General features: G+C 59.8%; 17 protein-coding genes. 2 read left to right on the top strand and 15 right to left on the bottom strand.

Annotated features, from left to right (window positions below):
• From KUL93_RS03290 to hemN, 5 genes are all read right to left on the bottom strand, one after another.
• Window positions 1-339 (bottom strand): P-II family nitrogen regulator, encoded by a 339-nt coding sequence (locus KUL93_RS03290; protein ID WP_217125690.1) that lies wholly within the window; start codon window positions 337-339, stop codon window positions 1-3.
• Window positions 340-352: 13 nt separating this feature from the next.
• Window positions 353-1,984, bottom strand: coding sequence for an NAD+ synthase (locus tag KUL93_RS03285; RefSeq protein ID WP_217125689.1), 1,632 nt, complete (start codon window positions 1,982-1,984; stop codon window positions 353-355).
• On the bottom strand, window positions 1,981-2,517 hold the full coding sequence (gene ppa / locus KUL93_RS03280; RefSeq protein ID WP_217125688.1) for an inorganic diphosphatase: 537 nt from the start codon (window positions 2,515-2,517) through the stop codon (window positions 1,981-1,983). The genes KUL93_RS03285 and ppa overlap by 4 nt, the downstream gene beginning before the upstream one ends.
• Before the next feature lie 97 nt (window positions 2,518-2,614).
• Window positions 2,615-3,337: a sulfite exporter TauE/SafE family protein gene (locus KUL93_RS03275; RefSeq protein ID WP_217125687.1), complete on the bottom strand. Its 723-nt coding sequence runs from the start codon at window positions 3,335-3,337 to the stop codon at window positions 2,615-2,617.
• An 11-nt stretch (window positions 3,338-3,348) separates the two neighbouring features.
• Entirely contained in the window at window positions 3,349-4,743 is a 1,395-nt protein-coding gene (gene hemN / locus KUL93_RS03270) for an oxygen-independent coproporphyrinogen III oxidase (RefSeq protein WP_217125686.1), read from the bottom strand.
• Window positions 4,744-4,855: 112 nt separating this feature from the next.
• Between hemN and KUL93_RS03265 the strand changes: the two genes are divergently transcribed.
• Complete coding sequence (locus KUL93_RS03265; RefSeq protein WP_217125685.1) at window positions 4,856-5,608, top strand: helix-turn-helix domain-containing protein; 753 nt, start codon at window positions 4,856-4,858, stop codon at window positions 5,606-5,608.
• 37 nt (window positions 5,609-5,645) lie between these two features.
• Here KUL93_RS03265 and KUL93_RS03260 read toward each other — a convergent pair whose 3' ends face one another.
• Complete coding sequence (locus KUL93_RS03260; protein WP_249419217.1) at window positions 5,646-7,352, bottom strand: PHA/PHB synthase family protein; 1,707 nt, start codon at window positions 7,350-7,352, stop codon at window positions 5,646-5,648.
• A 77-nt stretch (window positions 7,353-7,429) separates the two neighbouring features.
• Between KUL93_RS03260 and KUL93_RS03255 the strand changes: the two genes are divergently transcribed.
• Complete coding sequence (locus KUL93_RS03255) at window positions 7,430-7,873, top strand: universal stress protein (protein WP_217125683.1); 444 nt, start codon at window positions 7,430-7,432, stop codon at window positions 7,871-7,873.
• Between the two features lie 98 nt (window positions 7,874-7,971).
• Here KUL93_RS03255 and KUL93_RS03250 read toward each other — a convergent pair whose 3' ends face one another.
• The 9 genes from KUL93_RS03250 to KUL93_RS03210 all read right to left on the bottom strand — a co-directional run bounded on the left by KUL93_RS03250 (window position 7,972) and on the right by KUL93_RS03210 (window position 16,446).
• Complete coding sequence (locus KUL93_RS03250) at window positions 7,972-8,109, bottom strand: DUF3149 domain-containing protein (RefSeq protein ID WP_217125682.1); 138 nt, start codon at window positions 8,107-8,109, stop codon at window positions 7,972-7,974.
• 11 nt (window positions 8,110-8,120) lie between these two features.
• Window positions 8,121-8,636: a FixH family protein gene (locus tag KUL93_RS03245; protein ID WP_217125681.1), complete on the bottom strand. Its 516-nt coding sequence runs from the start codon at window positions 8,634-8,636 to the stop codon at window positions 8,121-8,123.
• Window positions 8,637-8,643: 7 nt separating this feature from the next.
• The gene (ccoG, locus tag KUL93_RS03240) at window positions 8,644-10,158 is read right to left on the bottom strand and encodes a cytochrome c oxidase accessory protein CcoG (RefSeq protein ID WP_217125680.1); all 1,515 of its coding nucleotides are present in this window, start codon (window positions 10,156-10,158) and stop codon (window positions 8,644-8,646) included.
• Window positions 10,159-10,270: 112 nt separating this feature from the next.
• On the bottom strand, window positions 10,271-11,164 hold the full coding sequence (gene ccoP / locus KUL93_RS03235; RefSeq protein ID WP_217125679.1) for a cytochrome-c oxidase, cbb3-type subunit III: 894 nt from the start codon (window positions 11,162-11,164) through the stop codon (window positions 10,271-10,273).
• Window positions 11,157-11,333 carry a cbb3-type cytochrome oxidase subunit 3 gene (locus KUL93_RS03230; protein WP_217125678.1) on the bottom strand — a complete coding sequence of 59 codons (177 nt, stop codon included), beginning with the start codon at window positions 11,331-11,333 and terminating at the stop codon, window positions 11,157-11,159. Before KUL93_RS03230 ends, ccoP begins: the two co-directional genes overlap by 8 nt.
• A 25-nt stretch (window positions 11,334-11,358) precedes the next feature.
• A complete protein-coding gene (gene ccoO, locus KUL93_RS03225; protein WP_217125677.1) occupies window positions 11,359-12,000 on the bottom strand; it encodes a cytochrome-c oxidase, cbb3-type subunit II in 642 nt (213 codons plus the stop codon).
• 18 nt (window positions 12,001-12,018) lie between these two features.
• Window positions 12,019-13,452 (bottom strand): cytochrome-c oxidase, cbb3-type subunit I, encoded by a 1,434-nt coding sequence (ccoN, locus tag KUL93_RS03220; protein ID WP_217125676.1) that lies wholly within the window; start codon window positions 13,450-13,452, stop codon window positions 12,019-12,021.
• 299 nt (window positions 13,453-13,751) lie between these two features.
• Window positions 13,752-13,949: a cbb3-type cytochrome oxidase assembly protein CcoS gene (gene ccoS / locus KUL93_RS11370; protein WP_346731628.1), complete on the bottom strand. Its 198-nt coding sequence runs from the start codon at window positions 13,947-13,949 to the stop codon at window positions 13,752-13,754.
• 1 nt (window position 13,950) lies between these two features.
• A complete protein-coding gene (locus tag KUL93_RS03210) occupies window positions 13,951-16,446 on the bottom strand; it encodes a heavy metal translocating P-type ATPase (RefSeq protein ID WP_217125674.1) in 2,496 nt (831 codons plus the stop codon).
• Between the last annotated feature and the right edge of the window lie 17 nt (window positions 16,447-16,463).

The raw sequence follows: 16,463 nt of genomic DNA, 5'->3' as shown, positions 1-16,463 counted from the left end.
TCAAATCGCCGATTCGTTGAGCTCACCGGTGCGAATGCGAACCACCTGCTCCACCGGGGAAACAAAGACCTTGCCATCGCCGATTTTGCCGGTGCGAGCCGCTTTGACGATCGCGTCGACCACCGCCTCCACCATCTCATCGGGCACCACCACTTCCACCTTCACCTTTGGCAAGAAATCGACCACATATTCGGCACCCCGATAAAGCTCGGTGTGTCCCTTTTGCCGCCCAAACCCTTTGACTTCGGTCACGGTGAGACCGCTCACGCCTACCTCGGAGAGCGCCTCGCGCACCTCGTCGAGCTTAAAGGGCTTGATCACCGCCTCTACCTTCTTCATCGCTTCCTCCTTTTCACGGTTGAGCCGCTTGCGGCCGAAAATGGGACGTAACCGGATGGCGCCAATCGCGCCCAAATGCACACCGGGTCACCCGCGGCCCCAAAGGCGCCTGCTGCCGTTTGTATTCACTGGTAAAGAGCAACTGCAACACGGAATCGACCACCTCGGGCGCAAAACCCGCAGCGACGATCTCCGCTACCGATTGCCGCTCCTCGATGAAACGGGTGAGCACCGCGTCCAACACCGCATAGGGCGGCAACCGCTCCTCATCCACCTGGTTCGGGCGCAGTTCGGCGGACGGAGGTCGCTCGATGATCCGCGACGGGATCACCTCCCGTTCCCGGTTGATCCAGCGCGCCAGACGATAGACCCACGTTTTGTAGACATCTTTGAGCACCGCAAACCCACCCGCCATGTCGCCGTAAAGCGTGCAGTAACCGGTGGCGATTTCGCTTTTGTTGCCGGTGGTGAGCACCAACGAACCGGTTTTGTTGGAAATGGCCATCAACAACAACCCGCGAATCCGCGCTTGGACATTCTCTTCGGTGGTATCCGCAGGCAAACCGGCAAAGAGCGGCGCTAGCGCCGCGCCAAACGTCGCCATCGCCGGTTCGATGGGAATCACCTCATGCCGCACCCCCAGATTTCGCGCAAGTTGCGCCGCATCCGTGATGCTCATCTCCGCCGTATAGGGGGACGGCATCATCACCGTCCGCACCCGTTCTGCACCCAACGCGGCAACCGCCAGACACGCAACGAGCGCGGAGTCGATCCCGCCGGAAAGACCGATCACCACGCCACGAAAACCATTTTTGTACACATAATCGCGCACCGCACAGGTGAGCGCTCGAAAGAGCACCGCCTCGTCATCGAGCTGGGGCGCTGAATCGGGGACCGTCTGCCAACCGCCTGACGCCCAGGTCAAAAGCGGAGTTACCGTTTCGAACTGCGGGCCGCGCCATGCCACCGTCCCATCGGCTGCGAGCGCGAACGACGCCCCATCGAAAATGAGCTCGTCTTGCCCCCCCACGCTATTGACGTAAAGCACCCCGGCGCCACACGTTTGCGCACGAGCACGTGCGACCGCTTCTCGCTCTTTCTCTTTGCCGAGGTGAAACGGCGAGGCATTCAACGCAACGACGAGATCGAACCCAAGCGGCTCGGCAGCTGCAAGCGGCGCAGGGTGCCAGAGATCTTCGCAGATCACCACCGCCACGCGCACCCCTTGACAGGTGACGACGAGCGGTGTTTCGCCTGGAACGAAATAACGGTGTTCGTCGAAGACCGACGAATTGGGTAAACACTGTTTCGCGTACCACCCGAGCACTGCGCCGTTGCGAATCCACGCCGCTGCGTTTTCACACCCCCTCGCGCACCAGCGCGGCAAACCGACCAGCACATCGAGGGAGCGCGGAAGCCGTGCGCAGAGCGTCGCGAATGCCCGTTCGCATGCCCGCGCGAAATCGGGGAGCAGCAGATGGTCTTCCGGCGGGTAACCGCTCAGCGCCAACTCCGGCGTCACCAGCAGGTGTGCGCCCTGTTGCGCGGCCTCCTCAGCCGCGGCGACGATCCGGTCGACGTTCGCATCGAAATCGCCGACGACCGGATCGCATTGGGCAACCGCAATCCGCAATGGACCGCTCATTCCCGTGATTTCGCCGCGTTTTTGACGCCGTTCAGGATCTCGGCTTTCGCCTCATCGACGCCACCCCAGCCCGTGACCTTCACCCACTTGCCCGGCTCGAGATCCTTGTAGTGCTCGAAGAAATGTTTCACCTGCTCGAGGATCAATTTGGGACAATCGTCGAGCGACTGGATCGTGTCGTAGAGCGGCGTCAATTTACTTACCGGCACAGCGATCACCTTCGCATCGACCCCGCTCTCATCCTCCATCTTCAAGATCCCAACCGGGCGGCAGCGAATCACTACCCCCGGCGGAACCGGAAACGGCGTCATCACCAGCACATCCACCGGATCGCCGTCGTCGGAGAGGGTATGGGGAATATACCCATAGTTGAGGGGGTAACGCATCGACGTCCCCATGAAGCGATCGACGAAGATTGCGTCGCTGTCTTTGTCGATTTCGAACTTGATCGGGTCGGCCTGCGCCGGAATTTCGATGATCACATTGACATCGTTCGGCACGTCTTTGCCAGCGGAAACGCGTTCAAACGCCATCACATCACTCCCTAGTGGCTAAAAAACCGTGTGCAATTATACGGGCAAAGCCCGCCAAACCCAGCCACCGCTCGTGTGCAACGCGCGAACGATCCCCTCACGGCGTATGACAGACCACCCCTTGCCAGATCGCACCGCCCAGTTCCGGTGCGCGCCACAACCCCCACAACCCGAACGCGATCACGACGAGGCCCGCGCCCCACCGCGCCCGCGGATGCTGTGCCCAACGCCGGAAACGCTGGAACATCAAGCCAGCCAGCAACAAATTGGGCAACGTCCCGACCCCGAACGCCAACATCACCAGCGCACCCCGTTCGGCACTGCCGCTCATCAGCGCGGTGGCGAGCACACTATAGACCAAGCCACAGGGGAGAAACCCCCAGAGGCCGCCCAGGAGCGCCGCCTGAGGGATCGACCGGACCGGTAAGAGTCGGTGGGTCAGCGGTTGCACCCGGACCCACAGCAACTGGCCTATGCGCTCGACCGGCGCCAACCAACGCGTCTGCCCCAACAGATAGAGCCCCATCGCGATCAGCAGACCGTTTGCGACCACGTAGAGCCCCAATTGAATGGGCAGCACCGATTCGAGAACAGTCGCGATCGCCCCCAAACCGCCAAGCACCGCGCCCAACACGGTATAGGTGGTGATCCGCGCCAGATTGTAGGTCAGGTGCAAAAGCCACCGCGCCGGGCCACTACCCGCGGTAGGGTTCGTCTGCAGCGACAACGCCCCGACGATCCCGCCGCACATGCCGAAGCAGTGCACACCGCCCAAGAGACCGATGAGGAATACCGCCAGATAACCGCCAACCGACCCCACAAATCCCCCGCTCAGATCACTTTCGAATAGCGGGTGCGCTCGCGGTCGGCGCGCAGGTAGCGGTCGAAGACCATCGCGATCGCCCGCACCAACAGGCGACCTTTCGGCAACACGGTAATCCAACGATCGCCCACCGTCACCAGCCCGGCTGCTTCCATCTCGCGCAAATCGGCCAACTCCGGCGCAAAGTAGTGCGCAAAGTCGATCAAATTGGCCTCTTCGACCGCGTCGATCGAAAGCTCGAAGTGGCACATCAACGCCTGGATGATCGAGCGGCGCAACACATCGTCCGGGCTCATCGCCACCCCGCGCAGCGTTGGCAACTCACCCCGGTCGAGCGCGTCGTAATAAGGCTCTTCCGTTTTGTGGTTTTGCGCGTAATAAGGACCGATCTTACTGATTGCCGAAATCCCCAGTGCGACCAAATCGCATTCGGCGTGCGTCGAATACCCCTGAAAATTGCGATGCAGCCGCCCTTCGCGCTGCGCCACAGCCAACTCGTCTTCCGGTTTGGCGAAGTGATCCATCCCGATATAGACATACCCCGCGTCGGTCAGCCGTTCGATCGCCATCTTGAGAATCGCCAATTTCTCCGCTGCGCTGGGTAGTGTCGCTTCGTCGATTCGGCGCTGCGGCATGAAGAGACGTGGCAGATGGGCGTAACTGTAGAGCGACAGCCGATCCGGCGCGAGCGCGATCACCGCGTCGAGCGTTTTGGCAAAGCGCGCGACCGATTGATGCGGCAACCCGTAAATCAGATCGAAACTCACCGAATGAAACCCCGCCTGCCGTGCCGCTTCCAACACCCCTTGCGTCTCTTCCAGCGATTGCACGCGGTTCACCGCACGTTGCACCACGGGATCGAAATCTTGCACCCCGATACTCATGCGGTTGAACCCGAGTTCGCGCAACAAAAAAACCTGCTCGCGGCCCACCTTGCGGGGGTCGACCTCGATCGAATACTCCCCGTGCTCGATCAAGGTGAAGGTGCGCCGAATCGCAGCCCACAGCCGACGCAGCTCCGATTCGTGCAAAAAGGTAGGGGTGCCGCCGCCAAAGTGTAACTGCGCAACCGTACGGCTGCCGGTGAGCTTTTCGGCAACGAGCGCCATCTCCCGTTCCAAGTAATCGAGATAACGCGACGAACGGGAATGGTCTTTGGTGATGATCTTGTTGCACGCACAGTAGTAGCAGATGGTGTTGCAGTACGGAATATGGACGTAGAGCGAAAGCGGCCGCTGCGCCCCAGCAACGGCTCGACTGGCCAGAGCTTCTCCGTACGCCTCTGGACCAAACGCCTCGACGAAACGGTCGGCCGTGGGGTAAGAGGTGTAACGCGGCCCTGCGATATCGAAACGGCGAATCAACTCCGGGTCGAAGACCACCGTTTGCGAAAAGTGACTCACGGTCACGCTCCTTGCGGACTCGATCACAATCCGATACTATGGCACAAAAAAGGACGACTGTCTTTGACGCACCTCAATGAGCGGCCAAAAACCCCAACCCCTGGAGAACGCGATGCGACCCGCGGCGCTACCCGAACAGTTGCGCATCGCCTGCGCGCAATGTAACCTCGTCGAGCTCTGCCTACCCGTCGGGCTACCCGCAAACGACCTCAAAAAGCTCGACACCTTGGTCTCGGTTCGCAAGCGGGTGAAACGCCACCAGGCACTCTTCGAAAGTCAAGCGCCATTCGAAGCGCTCTATGCGGTGCGCCTCGGCTCGTTCAAAACCGTCCTCACCCTCACAGACGGTCGCGAACAAGTCACTGGGTTTCAAATGACCGGAGAGCTCCTCGGGCTCGACGGCATCGGCAGCGGACGCCACGCGGTCACAGCGATTGCGCTCGAAGACAGCGAAGTCTGCGTGATCGAATACGCGCAGCTCGAAGCGCTCGCCCAAGAGATTCCCGCGTTGATGACCCAGTTCCATAAAGTGCTGTCGCGCGAAATCGTCCGCGAACAAGGGGTAATGACGCTCTTGGGATCGATGCGCGCCGAAGAGCGACTGGCGGCGTTTCTGCTCAACCTCTCGCAGCGCTTTGCTACCCGCGGCTTCTCCCCAAACCAGTTTCGCCTGCGGATGACCCGCGAAGAGATCGGCTCGTACCTTGGGCTCAAACTGGAGACCGTCTCGCGCACCCTTTCCGCGTTTCAAGAAGCGGGCTATCTCCGCGTCGATCGCCGCGAAATCGCACTGCTGAACCGTGAAGGGTTACGGCAACTCCTCTATCCCGAACGTACCGATCCGGCAAACGCCACCGCGCCCTAAGGGAAGAAGCGCGCGCCCGTCAGGAACAAGTACCGTGTCACTCATGGACGTACCGCCCTGGCGCTGCGCCCAGATTGGGCCACTTTTCCGGAGTCGATGCCGCTTTCGTCGCCCCAGCTTCGCGCCGTAACCAATCCACCCAGTCGGGCCACCAACTGTTGGGCTGGGGGTCGGTCGCCGCAAACCACTCCTCGGCCTTTGGCACGAGCGAAGCGAAGTCGCTCGCCCGGTAATGGCGCTTGGGCGGATCCTTGGGCGGGTTCACGATACCGAGGATATGCCCCGAATTCGACAAGACGTACCGTTTGGGGCCACGCACGTGTTTGAGTAACTGATAAGTCTGTCGCCACGGCGCGATGTGATCGTCTTCCGCACCCACGGCATAGACCGGTACGGTGATCGCCCGTAGGTCGATCGGCTGCCCCATCAACTGCAAAGCACCGGGCTGAATCAGGCGATTCTTCAGGTAGAGTTCGCGCAGATACCAGCAGTGCATCGCGGCGGGCATCCGTGTGGTATCCATGTTCCAATAGAGCACGTCAAATGGCTGCGGCTCTTCGCCATAGAGCCACCCATGCACAACGTAATACCAAATCAGGGAATTGGCGCGCAACAACCGAAACGCAGCCGCCATCTCCGCCCCGTCGAGATACCCCGTAAGCCGCATCTTGTGGCACAGATAGCGCACGGTTCCGGGATCGACGAACACCTCGATATCCCCTGGTGCGGAAAAATCAACCAGTGTCGTGAAGAACGTCACGCTGGCAAGGGGCGTTTCGCTTCCCGGCTCTACCCCTTTTGCGGCCGCGTAACTGGCCAGCGCCGTTCCCCCCAGGCAATAACCGACCGCCTGAACCTTATCGCTGCCACTCAAGGTCCGCGCCGTCTCCACCGCAAAATCGATCCCCAAGCGCAAATAATCCTCGAAAGTGGTTGCCGCCATTTCGGCAGTGGGGTTTCGCCAACTGATGATGAAGAGGTCGAAACCCGCATCGCGCAAAAAGCGCACCAGGCTTTTTTCCGGCGTCAAATCGAGGATGTAAAACTTGTTGATCCACGGCGGGACGATCACGATCGGCCGCGCGTATTGGTTGGGCGTTGTCGGATGGTAGCGGATCACCTCGACCAACGCGGTGCGAGCCACCACCTGCCCCGGGGTGGTCGCCAGATTCTCGCCGACACGGAAATCGTCGGTACGGGACATCCGCACCTGTCCCGCGGCGAGATCGGCCCAGAAGTTCTTCACCCCCTGCCACAGCGATGCGCCGCCACTTGCCAATGCGCGGCGTTGCGCCTCTGGGTTGCTCCAGAAAAAGTTCGTCGGCGCCAGCGCGTTGGCAAAGGTGCGATGCCAGAACGCCGCACGGCGGCGCTCCTTTTCGCTCAGTCCAGGCGTGGCGTAGAGTGCATCCTGAATGAGACGCGTCGCACCCAAATAGGCTTGCTGCCAACCGGCCCAGAATGGATGAACCTGCCACGCCGGATGATCCCAGCGGGCGTCATCGGCCACCGGCGGAAACGGTACGGGCGAATTCGTTTCGCCCAGCGCACGCTGCCATACGAACTGCTGCCAGCGCGCACCATCTTCGGCAGCGCGCCACCATAACGCGCTCGCTTCGAGTGGGTGCGCACCCCACGCAAAGAGCGCATGCAAAAGCGGCGCGCTCATTCCGATCGGATCCCAACTCTCCTCCGCCATCTGGTGAAGCACCTCGGCCATCTTTTCTGGCGTCGACTGGAGCATTTTCACGACACTCCCCTTTCCCTTTTCACCATTCGGCTATAATGGCTCAATCTAACACAAATGGAAGGAGCCTTGCCATGTTTCGCCATCTTCTCGTCCCCACCGATGGTTCCGAACTTTCGCTCGCTGCGGTCGAACGAGCGGTGGCGTTCGCAAAAGCCCTCAACGCCCGCATCACCTTTTTCTATGCCCAACCCGATTTCCCCCTTCCGGTCTATGGCGAGGGGGCGCTGATCGATCCCACGACACCGGAACAGTTCCGCAAAGCCGCTCAGGAAGAAGCCCATACCATCCTCAACGCAGCGAAAGAAAAGGCCAGCGAGGCCGGAGTCGAAGCAGATAGCGATACCGTGGTGAGCGACGCTCCCGCTGACGCAATCATCGACGCAGCGGAACGGCACGGTTGCGATCTCATTTTCATCGCGTCCCACGGCCGCAGTGGCATCGCCCGACTGCTCCTCGGGAGCGTCACCAATAAGGTCCTCTCGCACACCAAACTGCCGGTTCTGGTCTATCGCTAACTGGCAGCAGATTGCGTTGTTCCGATCGAAAATAAGGCCTTCCTCGTCAAGCGAGGAAGGCCTTATCGGCACACGGTTCGTGATTCGGCTGTCCTTCGTTACGCTTCCGGCTTGTCGTTCATATGCCGCTTGACGAAGCGGTAGATGAAGCTCGCCATCACAATTACAAAACTTATCGTAAAGAGGCTCAACAACCCGATATCGGTGGTGAAGAACTCCCGCAGTACGTCAGACATGATGCCCTCCTTTACTCATTGGGAACAATGGGTTGGATGAGTTCCTCTCTCTCTGTCGGGACAACAATGGTTCCGCTCAGTCGCCACTGGCGGGACTCGTCTTCGATGACCACGTTCCAACGCCCCATCGTCGGCAACGCGAGCGGGGCCCAGTAGCGTCCCTGATCGAGCACCAGGTTGAGCTGCTGGTCTTTCCCGCTCTGCGTCGGATGAACGAAACGCACGGTAATGAGATGCGGCGGATCGATTTTGAGACGCGCCGGGTCGAACCATAGGGTTAAACGCCCATCGTTCCATTGCACCCACGCGGCAAGACCCAGTTCAGCCGCTTTTGCAGTACGATCGATCCGCTGTTGAATCGCCAACCCTTCTTTGTAGTAATCGTCCGACACCAACCCATCCCAGCTCTGAATCGCCAATTTCAAGGTGTAAAAACCCGCGACCACAGCCACAAGCGGCGGCGCCATCAGCAACCACGGCCACCGTTGCTTGTACCAAGGCGTTGGGTTGGTCTCCGGACGGTCCATTCCTGCGTTACTCCGTCACCAAGAAGGTTGCATGCTCACGCGTGACATTTTCGGGTTCGTCGGCAACCCGAATCTCGAACTCGATGTCGTAACGCCCCGGTTTCACCGCTTGCGCAGGCGCTTGCACCGAGACGACGACCGATTCCGTGGTCGCAGCAGGCATTGCGATCGATTCGGGACCCTCTAAACGTAGCCCAGGAATCCCACTCACTGAGATCGCGTACTGCCGTGGCCGCTCCGCCATGTTCATCAACCGCAGCGTATAGACATTCTCGATCCAGCCGCCCGGCAACTCGCGCGAAAGCGCCGCGCGGTCGCGGAGCACATCGACGCGCACATCCGGACGGGTCGCAATTTTATAAAGGAGCACACCGGTAAAGAGCGCAAGCAGAACGCCATAAACCAGCACCCGGGGCCGCAACACCCGACGCCACGCCTGCTCCCGGCTCCAGTGGTGGAGCATCGCGTTTTCCGTACTGTACCGAATCAAGCCACGGGGATACCCCATCTTATCCATCACCTCGTTGCACGCGTCGATGCACGCGGCACACCCAATGCACTCATATTGCAACCCATTGCGGATATCGATCCCAGTGGGGCAAACCTGGACGCAAATGCCACAGTCGATGCAATCTCCCTTGCCAACCGATCGCGGATCGATCCCCTTTTTCCGCGGTCCCCGCGGCTCACCCCGCTCATCATCATAGGTGATGATCAGCGTATCCGGATCGAACATCACCCCCTGGAAGCGAGCGTACGGACACATGTATTTACAGACCTGTTCCCGCAAGACGCCCGCAAGCAAATAGGTAAAACCGGCGTAGAAAAAGATCCAGAACCACTCCCACGGCCCAAAGCTGAGGGTTGCCAACTCGGCTAGCAGCTCTTCGCGCGGGGTGAAGTACATCACGAGCGTAAAGCCCGTCCATAACGAAAAGAGAATCCACACCAGATATTTTCCGCCACGCCGCAAAACCTTTTCCGCGTTCCATGGAGCCTGGTCGAGTTTGCGCCGCTTGATGTGGTCCCCTTCGATTCTCTCTTCGAACCACATGAAAATCTCGGTGTAGACCGTCTGAGGACAGGTGTAGCCGCACCAGAGCCGCCCGGCGATCGTCGTGAAGAAGAAAAGCGCGTACGCCGAGAGAATCAAGATAATGGCCAAAAAGAAGACGTCTTGCGGCCAGAAGACCCATCCAAAAAGGTAAAACTTCCGTTCGACCAGGTGAAAGAGCACCGCCTGACGGCCATTCCAGTCTAGCCACGGCAAACCATAGAAGATCGCTTGGGTGAGAAAAACAAAGAACCACCGCCAATTTTGGAACGTACCGCTCGTGGACCGCACATAGAGCTTTTTGCGTTTCGTGTAGAGCGATTGCTCTTCGTTTTCGAGCTGTGCACGCGATGGGTTACGCGTGGCTTGCGAGTGAGAAGCAACCGGCGCGCCTGCTTGCGCGGAGGAGGCTTCACCTGAGGTCGAGCGAGACTCCCCGGTTTGCTGGTTTTCCGTTTCCGTAACCATCACCATTTCCTTCTTTACTTATTTTCTCAGACTGCGACCGCTTTCGCAGTAAATCCACGGGGTTGGAAACAATGCACCGACGGGCGCTGCCCGAAGGCAGCGCCACGCAGAATCACTTGTTGCTGAGGCTCCAGACGTACGCCGTCAAGAGGTGGACTTTGTCTTGCCCGAGGAACTCGCCGAAAGCCGGCATCCGGTTGTTCAGACCGTTCATCACGTTGCTCATGATCTGCGCTTCGGACGAGCTGTAGAGCCAGACATTATCGGTCAGGTTAGGTGCCCCAACCAGAGGATTCCCTTTACCGTCGGGGCCATGACAGGCAGCGCAGTTCTCGGCAAAGAGTTTCGCCCCTTGTTGCGCACGGGTTGCGTCGTGGGCAAGCCCCGAGAGGGAGCGGACATAATGGGCGACACTCTTTGCCCCCTCCTCACCCAACTGCGGGAACGGCGGCATCACCCCCATACGGCCATTGGTGATGGTCGCCTTGATGTAATCGGGAGAGCCGTCGCCGCCCAACCAGTCTTTGTCGGTGAGATTGGGAAAGCCCTTGGCTCCATGTGCGTCAGCACCATGGCACTGCATGCAGTAGGTTTGAAAGAGGCGCTTGCCCATCCCCATCGCTTCCGGATCGGCCGCAATGGCTTTGACATCCATATTGCGGTATTTGGCATAGAGCGGGCCATACTTTTCATCCGCCGCCTTCATCTCTTTTTCCCACTGGCCAACGGAACTCCACCCCGCGATTCCTTTGAAGCTGCCAAAGCCCGGGTAGATCACGAGGTACGCAATCCCAAAGAGCACCGTCAACCAGAAGAGGTACATCCACCAGCGCGGCAGTGGATTGTTCCACTCTTGCAGGTTTTCGTCCCAGCTATGGGGCTGCAATTCCCCTACTTTGCCAGTGGCGCGCATGTTCATTGCGATCACGAAGACGCAGAAGAGAAGCGACAGCGCAACCAGCACCTTTACGTACAGATCCCAGAAGGGACTGATGAAATCAGCCATGATTCGATCCTCTCTCGTTATGACGTTCACCCGGTTCGTCGAGGAAAGGGATCTGAGCCGCTTCGTCGAACCCCTTTTTGGCGCGGCTGCTATAGGCCCACGCGACGATCGCCAAGAAACAGACGAACGCCAACACCGTTTCCAACGCACGCCAATCGTTGAGATCCATCGCTCAGCCCCTTACCTCATCGCCGTCACTGGAAATTGGAGAGCGCCCGACCCAACCCTTGGAGGTAGGCGATCACCGCGTCCATTTCGCTCTTGCCTTCGAGCATCTTCGGCGCGTTGGCAATCTCCTCTTCCGTGTAAGGGTGCCCGAGCTTTTGCAGCGCCCGCATTTTTGCTTGGATCGCATCGATGTCGCTCTGCTTGATCGGGCGGTTCAGCCACGGGAATGCCGGCATGTTCGACTCAGGCACGACGTCCCGCGGGTTGTTGAGGTGCGCGCGGTGCCACTCATCCGAATAGCGTCCGCCCACACGGTGCAGGTCTGGCCCCGTCCGCTTCGAACCCCATTGGAACGGACGGTCGTAGATGTATTCGCCTGCAACCGAATAGTGGCCATACCGCTCGGTTTCCGCACGGAACGGGCGCACCATCTGCGAATGGCAGTTGTAGCACCCTTCACGGATATAGATATCGCGTCCGGTGAGCCGCAACGCGTCGTACGGTTTGACGTCGAGCGGTTTGCCGTCGCGGTCGATCGGCTTGGTGGTCGAGTGCTGGAAGAAGAGCGGTACGATCTCAACCAACCCGCCGATACTCACCGTGATCAACGTAAAGATGATCAGGAGCGGCAAACTGCGCTCGATGATGTCGTGTTTCGAATGAGCCATGGTTTTCTCCTCAACCGATCAGTGCGCTGCTGCAGGAGCTGGCAGGATGCGTTCTTCCACCGGCTGAGCGCCCGCAATCGTCTTCACCACGTTGTAGAGCATGATCACCATGCCAGAGACGTAGAGCAGACCCCCGAGCGCGCGGATCGCCCAGAAGGGGTACGAAGCCTTCACCGACTCGATGAACGCATAGGTGAGCGTCCCGTCGGCGTTCGTGGCGCGCCACATCAACCCCTGCATCACCCCGGAGATCCACATCGACGCGATGTAGAGCACGATCCCGATGGTTGCGATCCAGAAGTGGAGCGTCACAAGCTCTTTCGACCACATTTCGGTTTTGCCGTAGAGCCGTGGGATCAGGTAGTAGAGCGAACCGATCGAGACCATCCCCACCCAACCGAGCGCGCCGGAGTGGACGTGACCGACGGTCCAGTCGGTGTAGTGCGAGAGCGCATTCACCGTCTTCACCGACATCATCGGACCTTCGAACGTGCTCATCCCGTAGAAGGAGAGCGAGACGATCAAGAACTTGAGGATCGGGTCGTCACGCAATTTGTACCAGACACCCGAAAGGGTCATGATCCCGTTGATCATCCCACCCCAGGAGGGCGCAAGGAGAATCAGCGAGAAGATCATCCCAAGCGACTGCGTCCAGTCCGGTAGCGCCGTGTAGTGGAGGTGGTGCGGCCCTGCCCACATATAGGTAAAGATGAGCGCCCAGAAGTGGACGACCGAAAGACGGTACGAATAGACCGGGCGTCCAGCCTGTTTCGGAACGAAGTAGTACATCATCCCAAGGAACGCCGCGGTGAGGTAGAAGCCGACCGCGTTGTGGCCATACCACCATTGCACCATCGCGTCTGCCGCTCCGGCGTAGAGCGAATAGGACTTCCACAGCGTCACCGGCATTTCGCCGCTATTGACGATGTGAAGAAGCGCCACCGCGATGATGAACGAGCCGTAGAACCAGTTCGCGACATAGATGTGGCTGGTCTTGCGCTTCGCAATGGTTCCAAAGAAGACGATCGCGTACGCGACCCAAATCAACGTGATTAGAATGTCGATTGGCCATTCGAGTTCGGCGTACTCCTTACCTGTGGTGATCCCGAGCGGCAAAGTGATCGCCGCAAGCAGAATGACCACTTGCCAGCCCCAGAAGGTAAAGGTGGCCAACGCGGGCGCGAAAAGCGACGTATGGCAGGTACGCTGCACCACGTAGTACGACGTAGCAAAAAGCGCACACCCGCCGAAAGCGAAGATCACGGCGTTGGTGTGCAACGGCCGCAAGCGACCGAAGTGGAACCACTCACCGAGCTCGGTAAAGTTGAGCTGCGGCCAAACGAGCTGGGAGGCGATAAGCACCCCCACAGCCATCCCCACGATGCCCCAGATCACCGCCATGATGGCGAACTGGCGCACGACTTTGTAGTTATAAGTCGTTTGCGCTTCCATAAGACCTCTCCTATCCAGAGATACCCAAAACACCGGCGTCAATGCCGCCACCCATTAGGATACACCGATTGCAAAAAGAAGTTTTGACCTAAATCAACAAAGCGTTCTGATTGTAACAAAGCGATTCGGGTGTTGCCTTCAGGGAATTTGAAACTCCAGATAAAAAAAAGGGTGCGAATCGTTCGCACCCCCAACCCCAACAGAGAGACAAGAAACCCAACGGCCGCCACGTTGCGCGAACCGCAGAAACATTATATCCGTAACGCCTTTGCGGTTCTTTGACGCAGGTCAACAGAGGTTCATTTTTTCGTCTCGCGCGCCGCTGCGTCTGGACGGCTTTCCGGTTTGGTGGGTTCCTCGTCGAAAAGGATTTGGTAGGCCGGCCCCTCGAGGTCGTCGAACTGGCCGCGTTTTACCGCCCACCAGAAGACCACCCCGATCACCACCACCAAAACCAGCGAAAGCGGGATCAACAGGTACAAGATTTCGAGTTCCACCTCACACCCCTTGTTCCGGATCGACCGGAAGCCGCTGTAGGCGCAGTGCATTGAGCACGACGAGCAACGAACTGGCCGCCATGCCGATTCCCGCAAGCCACGGCGTCACCCAGCCTGCCATTGCCAGCGGTATCGCCACGAGATTGTACCCAAACGACCAGTGCAGATTTTGCCGAATGATCGCGAGCGTTCGTTTCGCCTGCCGATAAAGCAGCCACACACCCCAAAGCGAATCCCGTACCAGGATCACGTCGGCATGATGGCGGGTCAGATCGGCGCCGCTTCCCATCGCGATACCGACATCGGCCGCTGCAAGCACGGGGGCATCATTGACACCGTCTCCGACCATCCCCACGACCGCTCCCTGCGCTCGTAGAGCCAAGAGCCGCTCGTGCTTGGCCTCAGGCAGGAGCTCCCCTTCGGCGTCGGCAATCCCGACCGCCTGCGCAACCGCCGCCACCGCTGGCGCGCGGTCCCCCGAATAGAGATGGGGCGTGACCCCTGCTTGCACCAACCGGGAGATCACCTGAGGCGCCTCCAGTCGCAACCCGTCCTCGAGGAAGAAGAGCGCGAGCCAGCCGGTTTCATCGGCAAGCGCGACCACGGTCTCTGAAGTCTGGTCACTTGCCCCTTCCTGAGCGTGCGGCGGCAACGGCACCAGACCCAGCGTCGCTTCGACCCACGCTGGGCGCCCCAAGGCGACCCGCCGTCCTTCGATCGATGCGAAGAGCCCGCCACCGGTTTCGTGCCGCAACGCGACCACCGTGTGCGGTGGCTCCGTTTCGACGCCAGCTGGCACTCTTTGCCGAAACGCGCGCGCGATCGGGTGGTTGCTCCCCGCTTCAAGGGCGACCGCCAGCGCAAGTGCCTGCGCTTCGTCGCAGCGGGCAGGATCCAACAACCGCACCGATCGGAGCATCGGTTCCCCTTCGGTGAGTGTCCCCGTTTTGTCGAAAATGCAATCGGTGATACGTGCTGCGGTTTCCAAAACATGACCCCGCGTGACCAAAACACCACGTCGCAACAGCGCATCGGTTGCGGCGGTGACTGCGGCCGGTGTTGCCAACGCCAGCGCACAAGGACACGCGACGATCAATACGGCAACCACCGAGGGTACGATCCTTTCTGGTGCCCACCACGCCCAAAAGAGCGCGGTAGCGAGCGCCAACGCCAAAACGGTGCCAACGAAGCGCCCCGCAAGCCTATCGGCTTCGGACGCGATGCGGGGGCGTTCGCTTTGCGCCCGTTCGACCAACCGACGAATACTCGCCAGACGGGATGCTTCGCCGACGTGGGTCACCTCGACGACGACCACGCCGCTGCCGTTCATGCTGCCGCCGATCACTTCGTCTCCGACCCGTTTGGGTACCGGTCGGCTCTCGCCGGTGAGAATCGCCTCGACGGCGTCACTCTCTCCTTCGACCACCACGCCATCTGCGGGGAAGACCTCACCCGGTTTGACGCGGATGCGATCTCCCGTGGTGAGGCGGACCGCAGGGACAACCTCGAACGTTTGCGTTTCACCATTCCACCGCTCGGCCACCGCAGGCAATGCACGCGCCAGCTCATCAAGACCACGGACCGCGCGCTGGCGCGCCGCCATTTCGAAATAGCGACCCGTCAGCAAGAAAAAGGCGAACATGCTCACCGAATCGAAATAGACGTCGGAGTAGCCGGTCAGCATCCCGAAAACACTGGCGCCGAACGCGATCAGCAGCCCAAGCGCGACCGGAACATCCATTCCGATGCGACGCTGCTTGAGATCGCGCCATGCGTTGCGATAAAAGGGGCCACACGAATAAAACATCACGGGAAGGGTCAAGAGAAACGAGGCCCAGTAGAAGAGCTGACGGTAGCTGGGGTCCATCTCACCGTCACCGGCGAGGTAGGTCGGCACCAGATACATCATCACCTGCATCGACGCAAAGCCCGCAACGAAAACCCGCCAGAGCATCGCACGCCGCTCGCGCTGGGCTACCGCTTCGCTCGTTTCGGGGTCGAACGGATAGGCGCGGTAGCCGATCTCAGCGACCGCCTGCAGAATCCGCGAAAGCGACGTCTCATCTGGGTTCCAGCGCACGAGCGCACGCCGGGTGGCGTAGTTGATCTCGACGTGGGTCACCCCTTTTTGCCGCCGCAGATGCTGTTCGTTGAGCCAAACACACGCGGCGCAGGTAATCCCTTCGAGAATCAGCGAAACTTCGCGCTCATGCGGGGACGCGGGACGCGAGAGCTGTTCGACCAACTCCGGCGCGTCGAACGTCTCCAGAGTTTTCAGGAGATCGGGCAAGGCTTCGCGCACCGGTTCCGGCATCGCGTCGCGATGGCGGTAGTAATTGGTCAAGCCCGCTGAAACAATCGCGTTGGCAACGGCTTCACACCCGGCGCAGCACATCCGCCGGGGGGTGCCGTCGATCGTCACCCAATAGTGACTTTCCGGGGGAATCGGCAAACCACAGTGGTAACAGGTCTCTTCGGTTTCAGCAGTTTCGTTCATGAACGGACGGGATTGGG

The organism is Hydrogenophilus thiooxidans (genome assembly GCF_019049855.1).
Lineage (GTDB): Bacteria > Pseudomonadota > Gammaproteobacteria > Burkholderiales > Rhodocyclaceae > Hydrogenophilus > Hydrogenophilus thiooxidans.
This window is presented reverse-complemented; position numbering and strand designations above follow the sequence as displayed.

Bases quoted from the DNA above. Each gene is read 5' to 3' on its own strand.
- KUL93_RS03290 (WP_217125690.1), bottom strand. From the start codon at position 339: ATGAAGAAGGTAGAGGCGGTGATCAAGCCCTTTAAGCTCGACGAGGTG.
- KUL93_RS03285 (WP_217125689.1), bottom strand. From the start codon at position 1,984: ATGAGCGGTCCATTGCGGATTGCGGTTGCCCAATGCGATCCGGTCGTC.
- ppa (WP_217125688.1), bottom strand. From the start codon at position 2,517: ATGGCGTTTGAACGCGTTTCCGCTGGCAAAGACGTGCCGAACGATGTC.
- KUL93_RS03265 (WP_217125685.1), top strand. From the start codon at position 4,856: ATGCGACCCGCGGCGCTACCCGAACAGTTGCGCATCGCCTGCGCGCAA.
- KUL93_RS03260 (WP_249419217.1), bottom strand. From the start codon at position 7,352: ATGCTCCAGTCGACGCCAGAAAAGATGGCCGAGGTGCTTCACCAGATG.
- KUL93_RS03255 (WP_217125683.1), top strand. From the start codon at position 7,430: ATGTTTCGCCATCTTCTCGTCCCCACCGATGGTTCCGAACTTTCGCTC.
- KUL93_RS03250 (WP_217125682.1), bottom strand. From the start codon at position 8,109: ATGTCTGACGTACTGCGGGAGTTCTTCACCACCGATATCGGGTTGTTG.
- KUL93_RS03245 (WP_217125681.1), bottom strand. From the start codon at position 8,636: ATGGACCGTCCGGAGACCAACCCAACGCCTTGGTACAAGCAACGGTGG.
- ccoG (WP_217125680.1), bottom strand. From the start codon at position 10,158: ATGGTTACGGAAACGGAAAACCAGCAAACCGGGGAGTCTCGCTCGACC.
- ccoP (WP_217125679.1), bottom strand. From the start codon at position 11,164: ATGGCTGATTTCATCAGTCCCTTCTGGGATCTGTACGTAAAGGTGCTG.
- KUL93_RS03230 (WP_217125678.1), bottom strand. From the start codon at position 11,333: ATGGATCTCAACGATTGGCGTGCGTTGGAAACGGTGTTGGCGTTCGTC.
- ccoO (WP_217125677.1), bottom strand. From the start codon at position 12,000: ATGGCTCATTCGAAACACGACATCATCGAGCGCAGTTTGCCGCTCCTG.
- ccoN (WP_217125676.1), bottom strand. From the start codon at position 13,452: ATGGAAGCGCAAACGACTTATAACTACAAAGTCGTGCGCCAGTTCGCC.
- KUL93_RS03210 (WP_217125674.1), bottom strand. From the start codon at position 16,446: ATGAACGAAACTGCTGAAACCGAAGAGACCTGTTACCACTGTGGTTTG.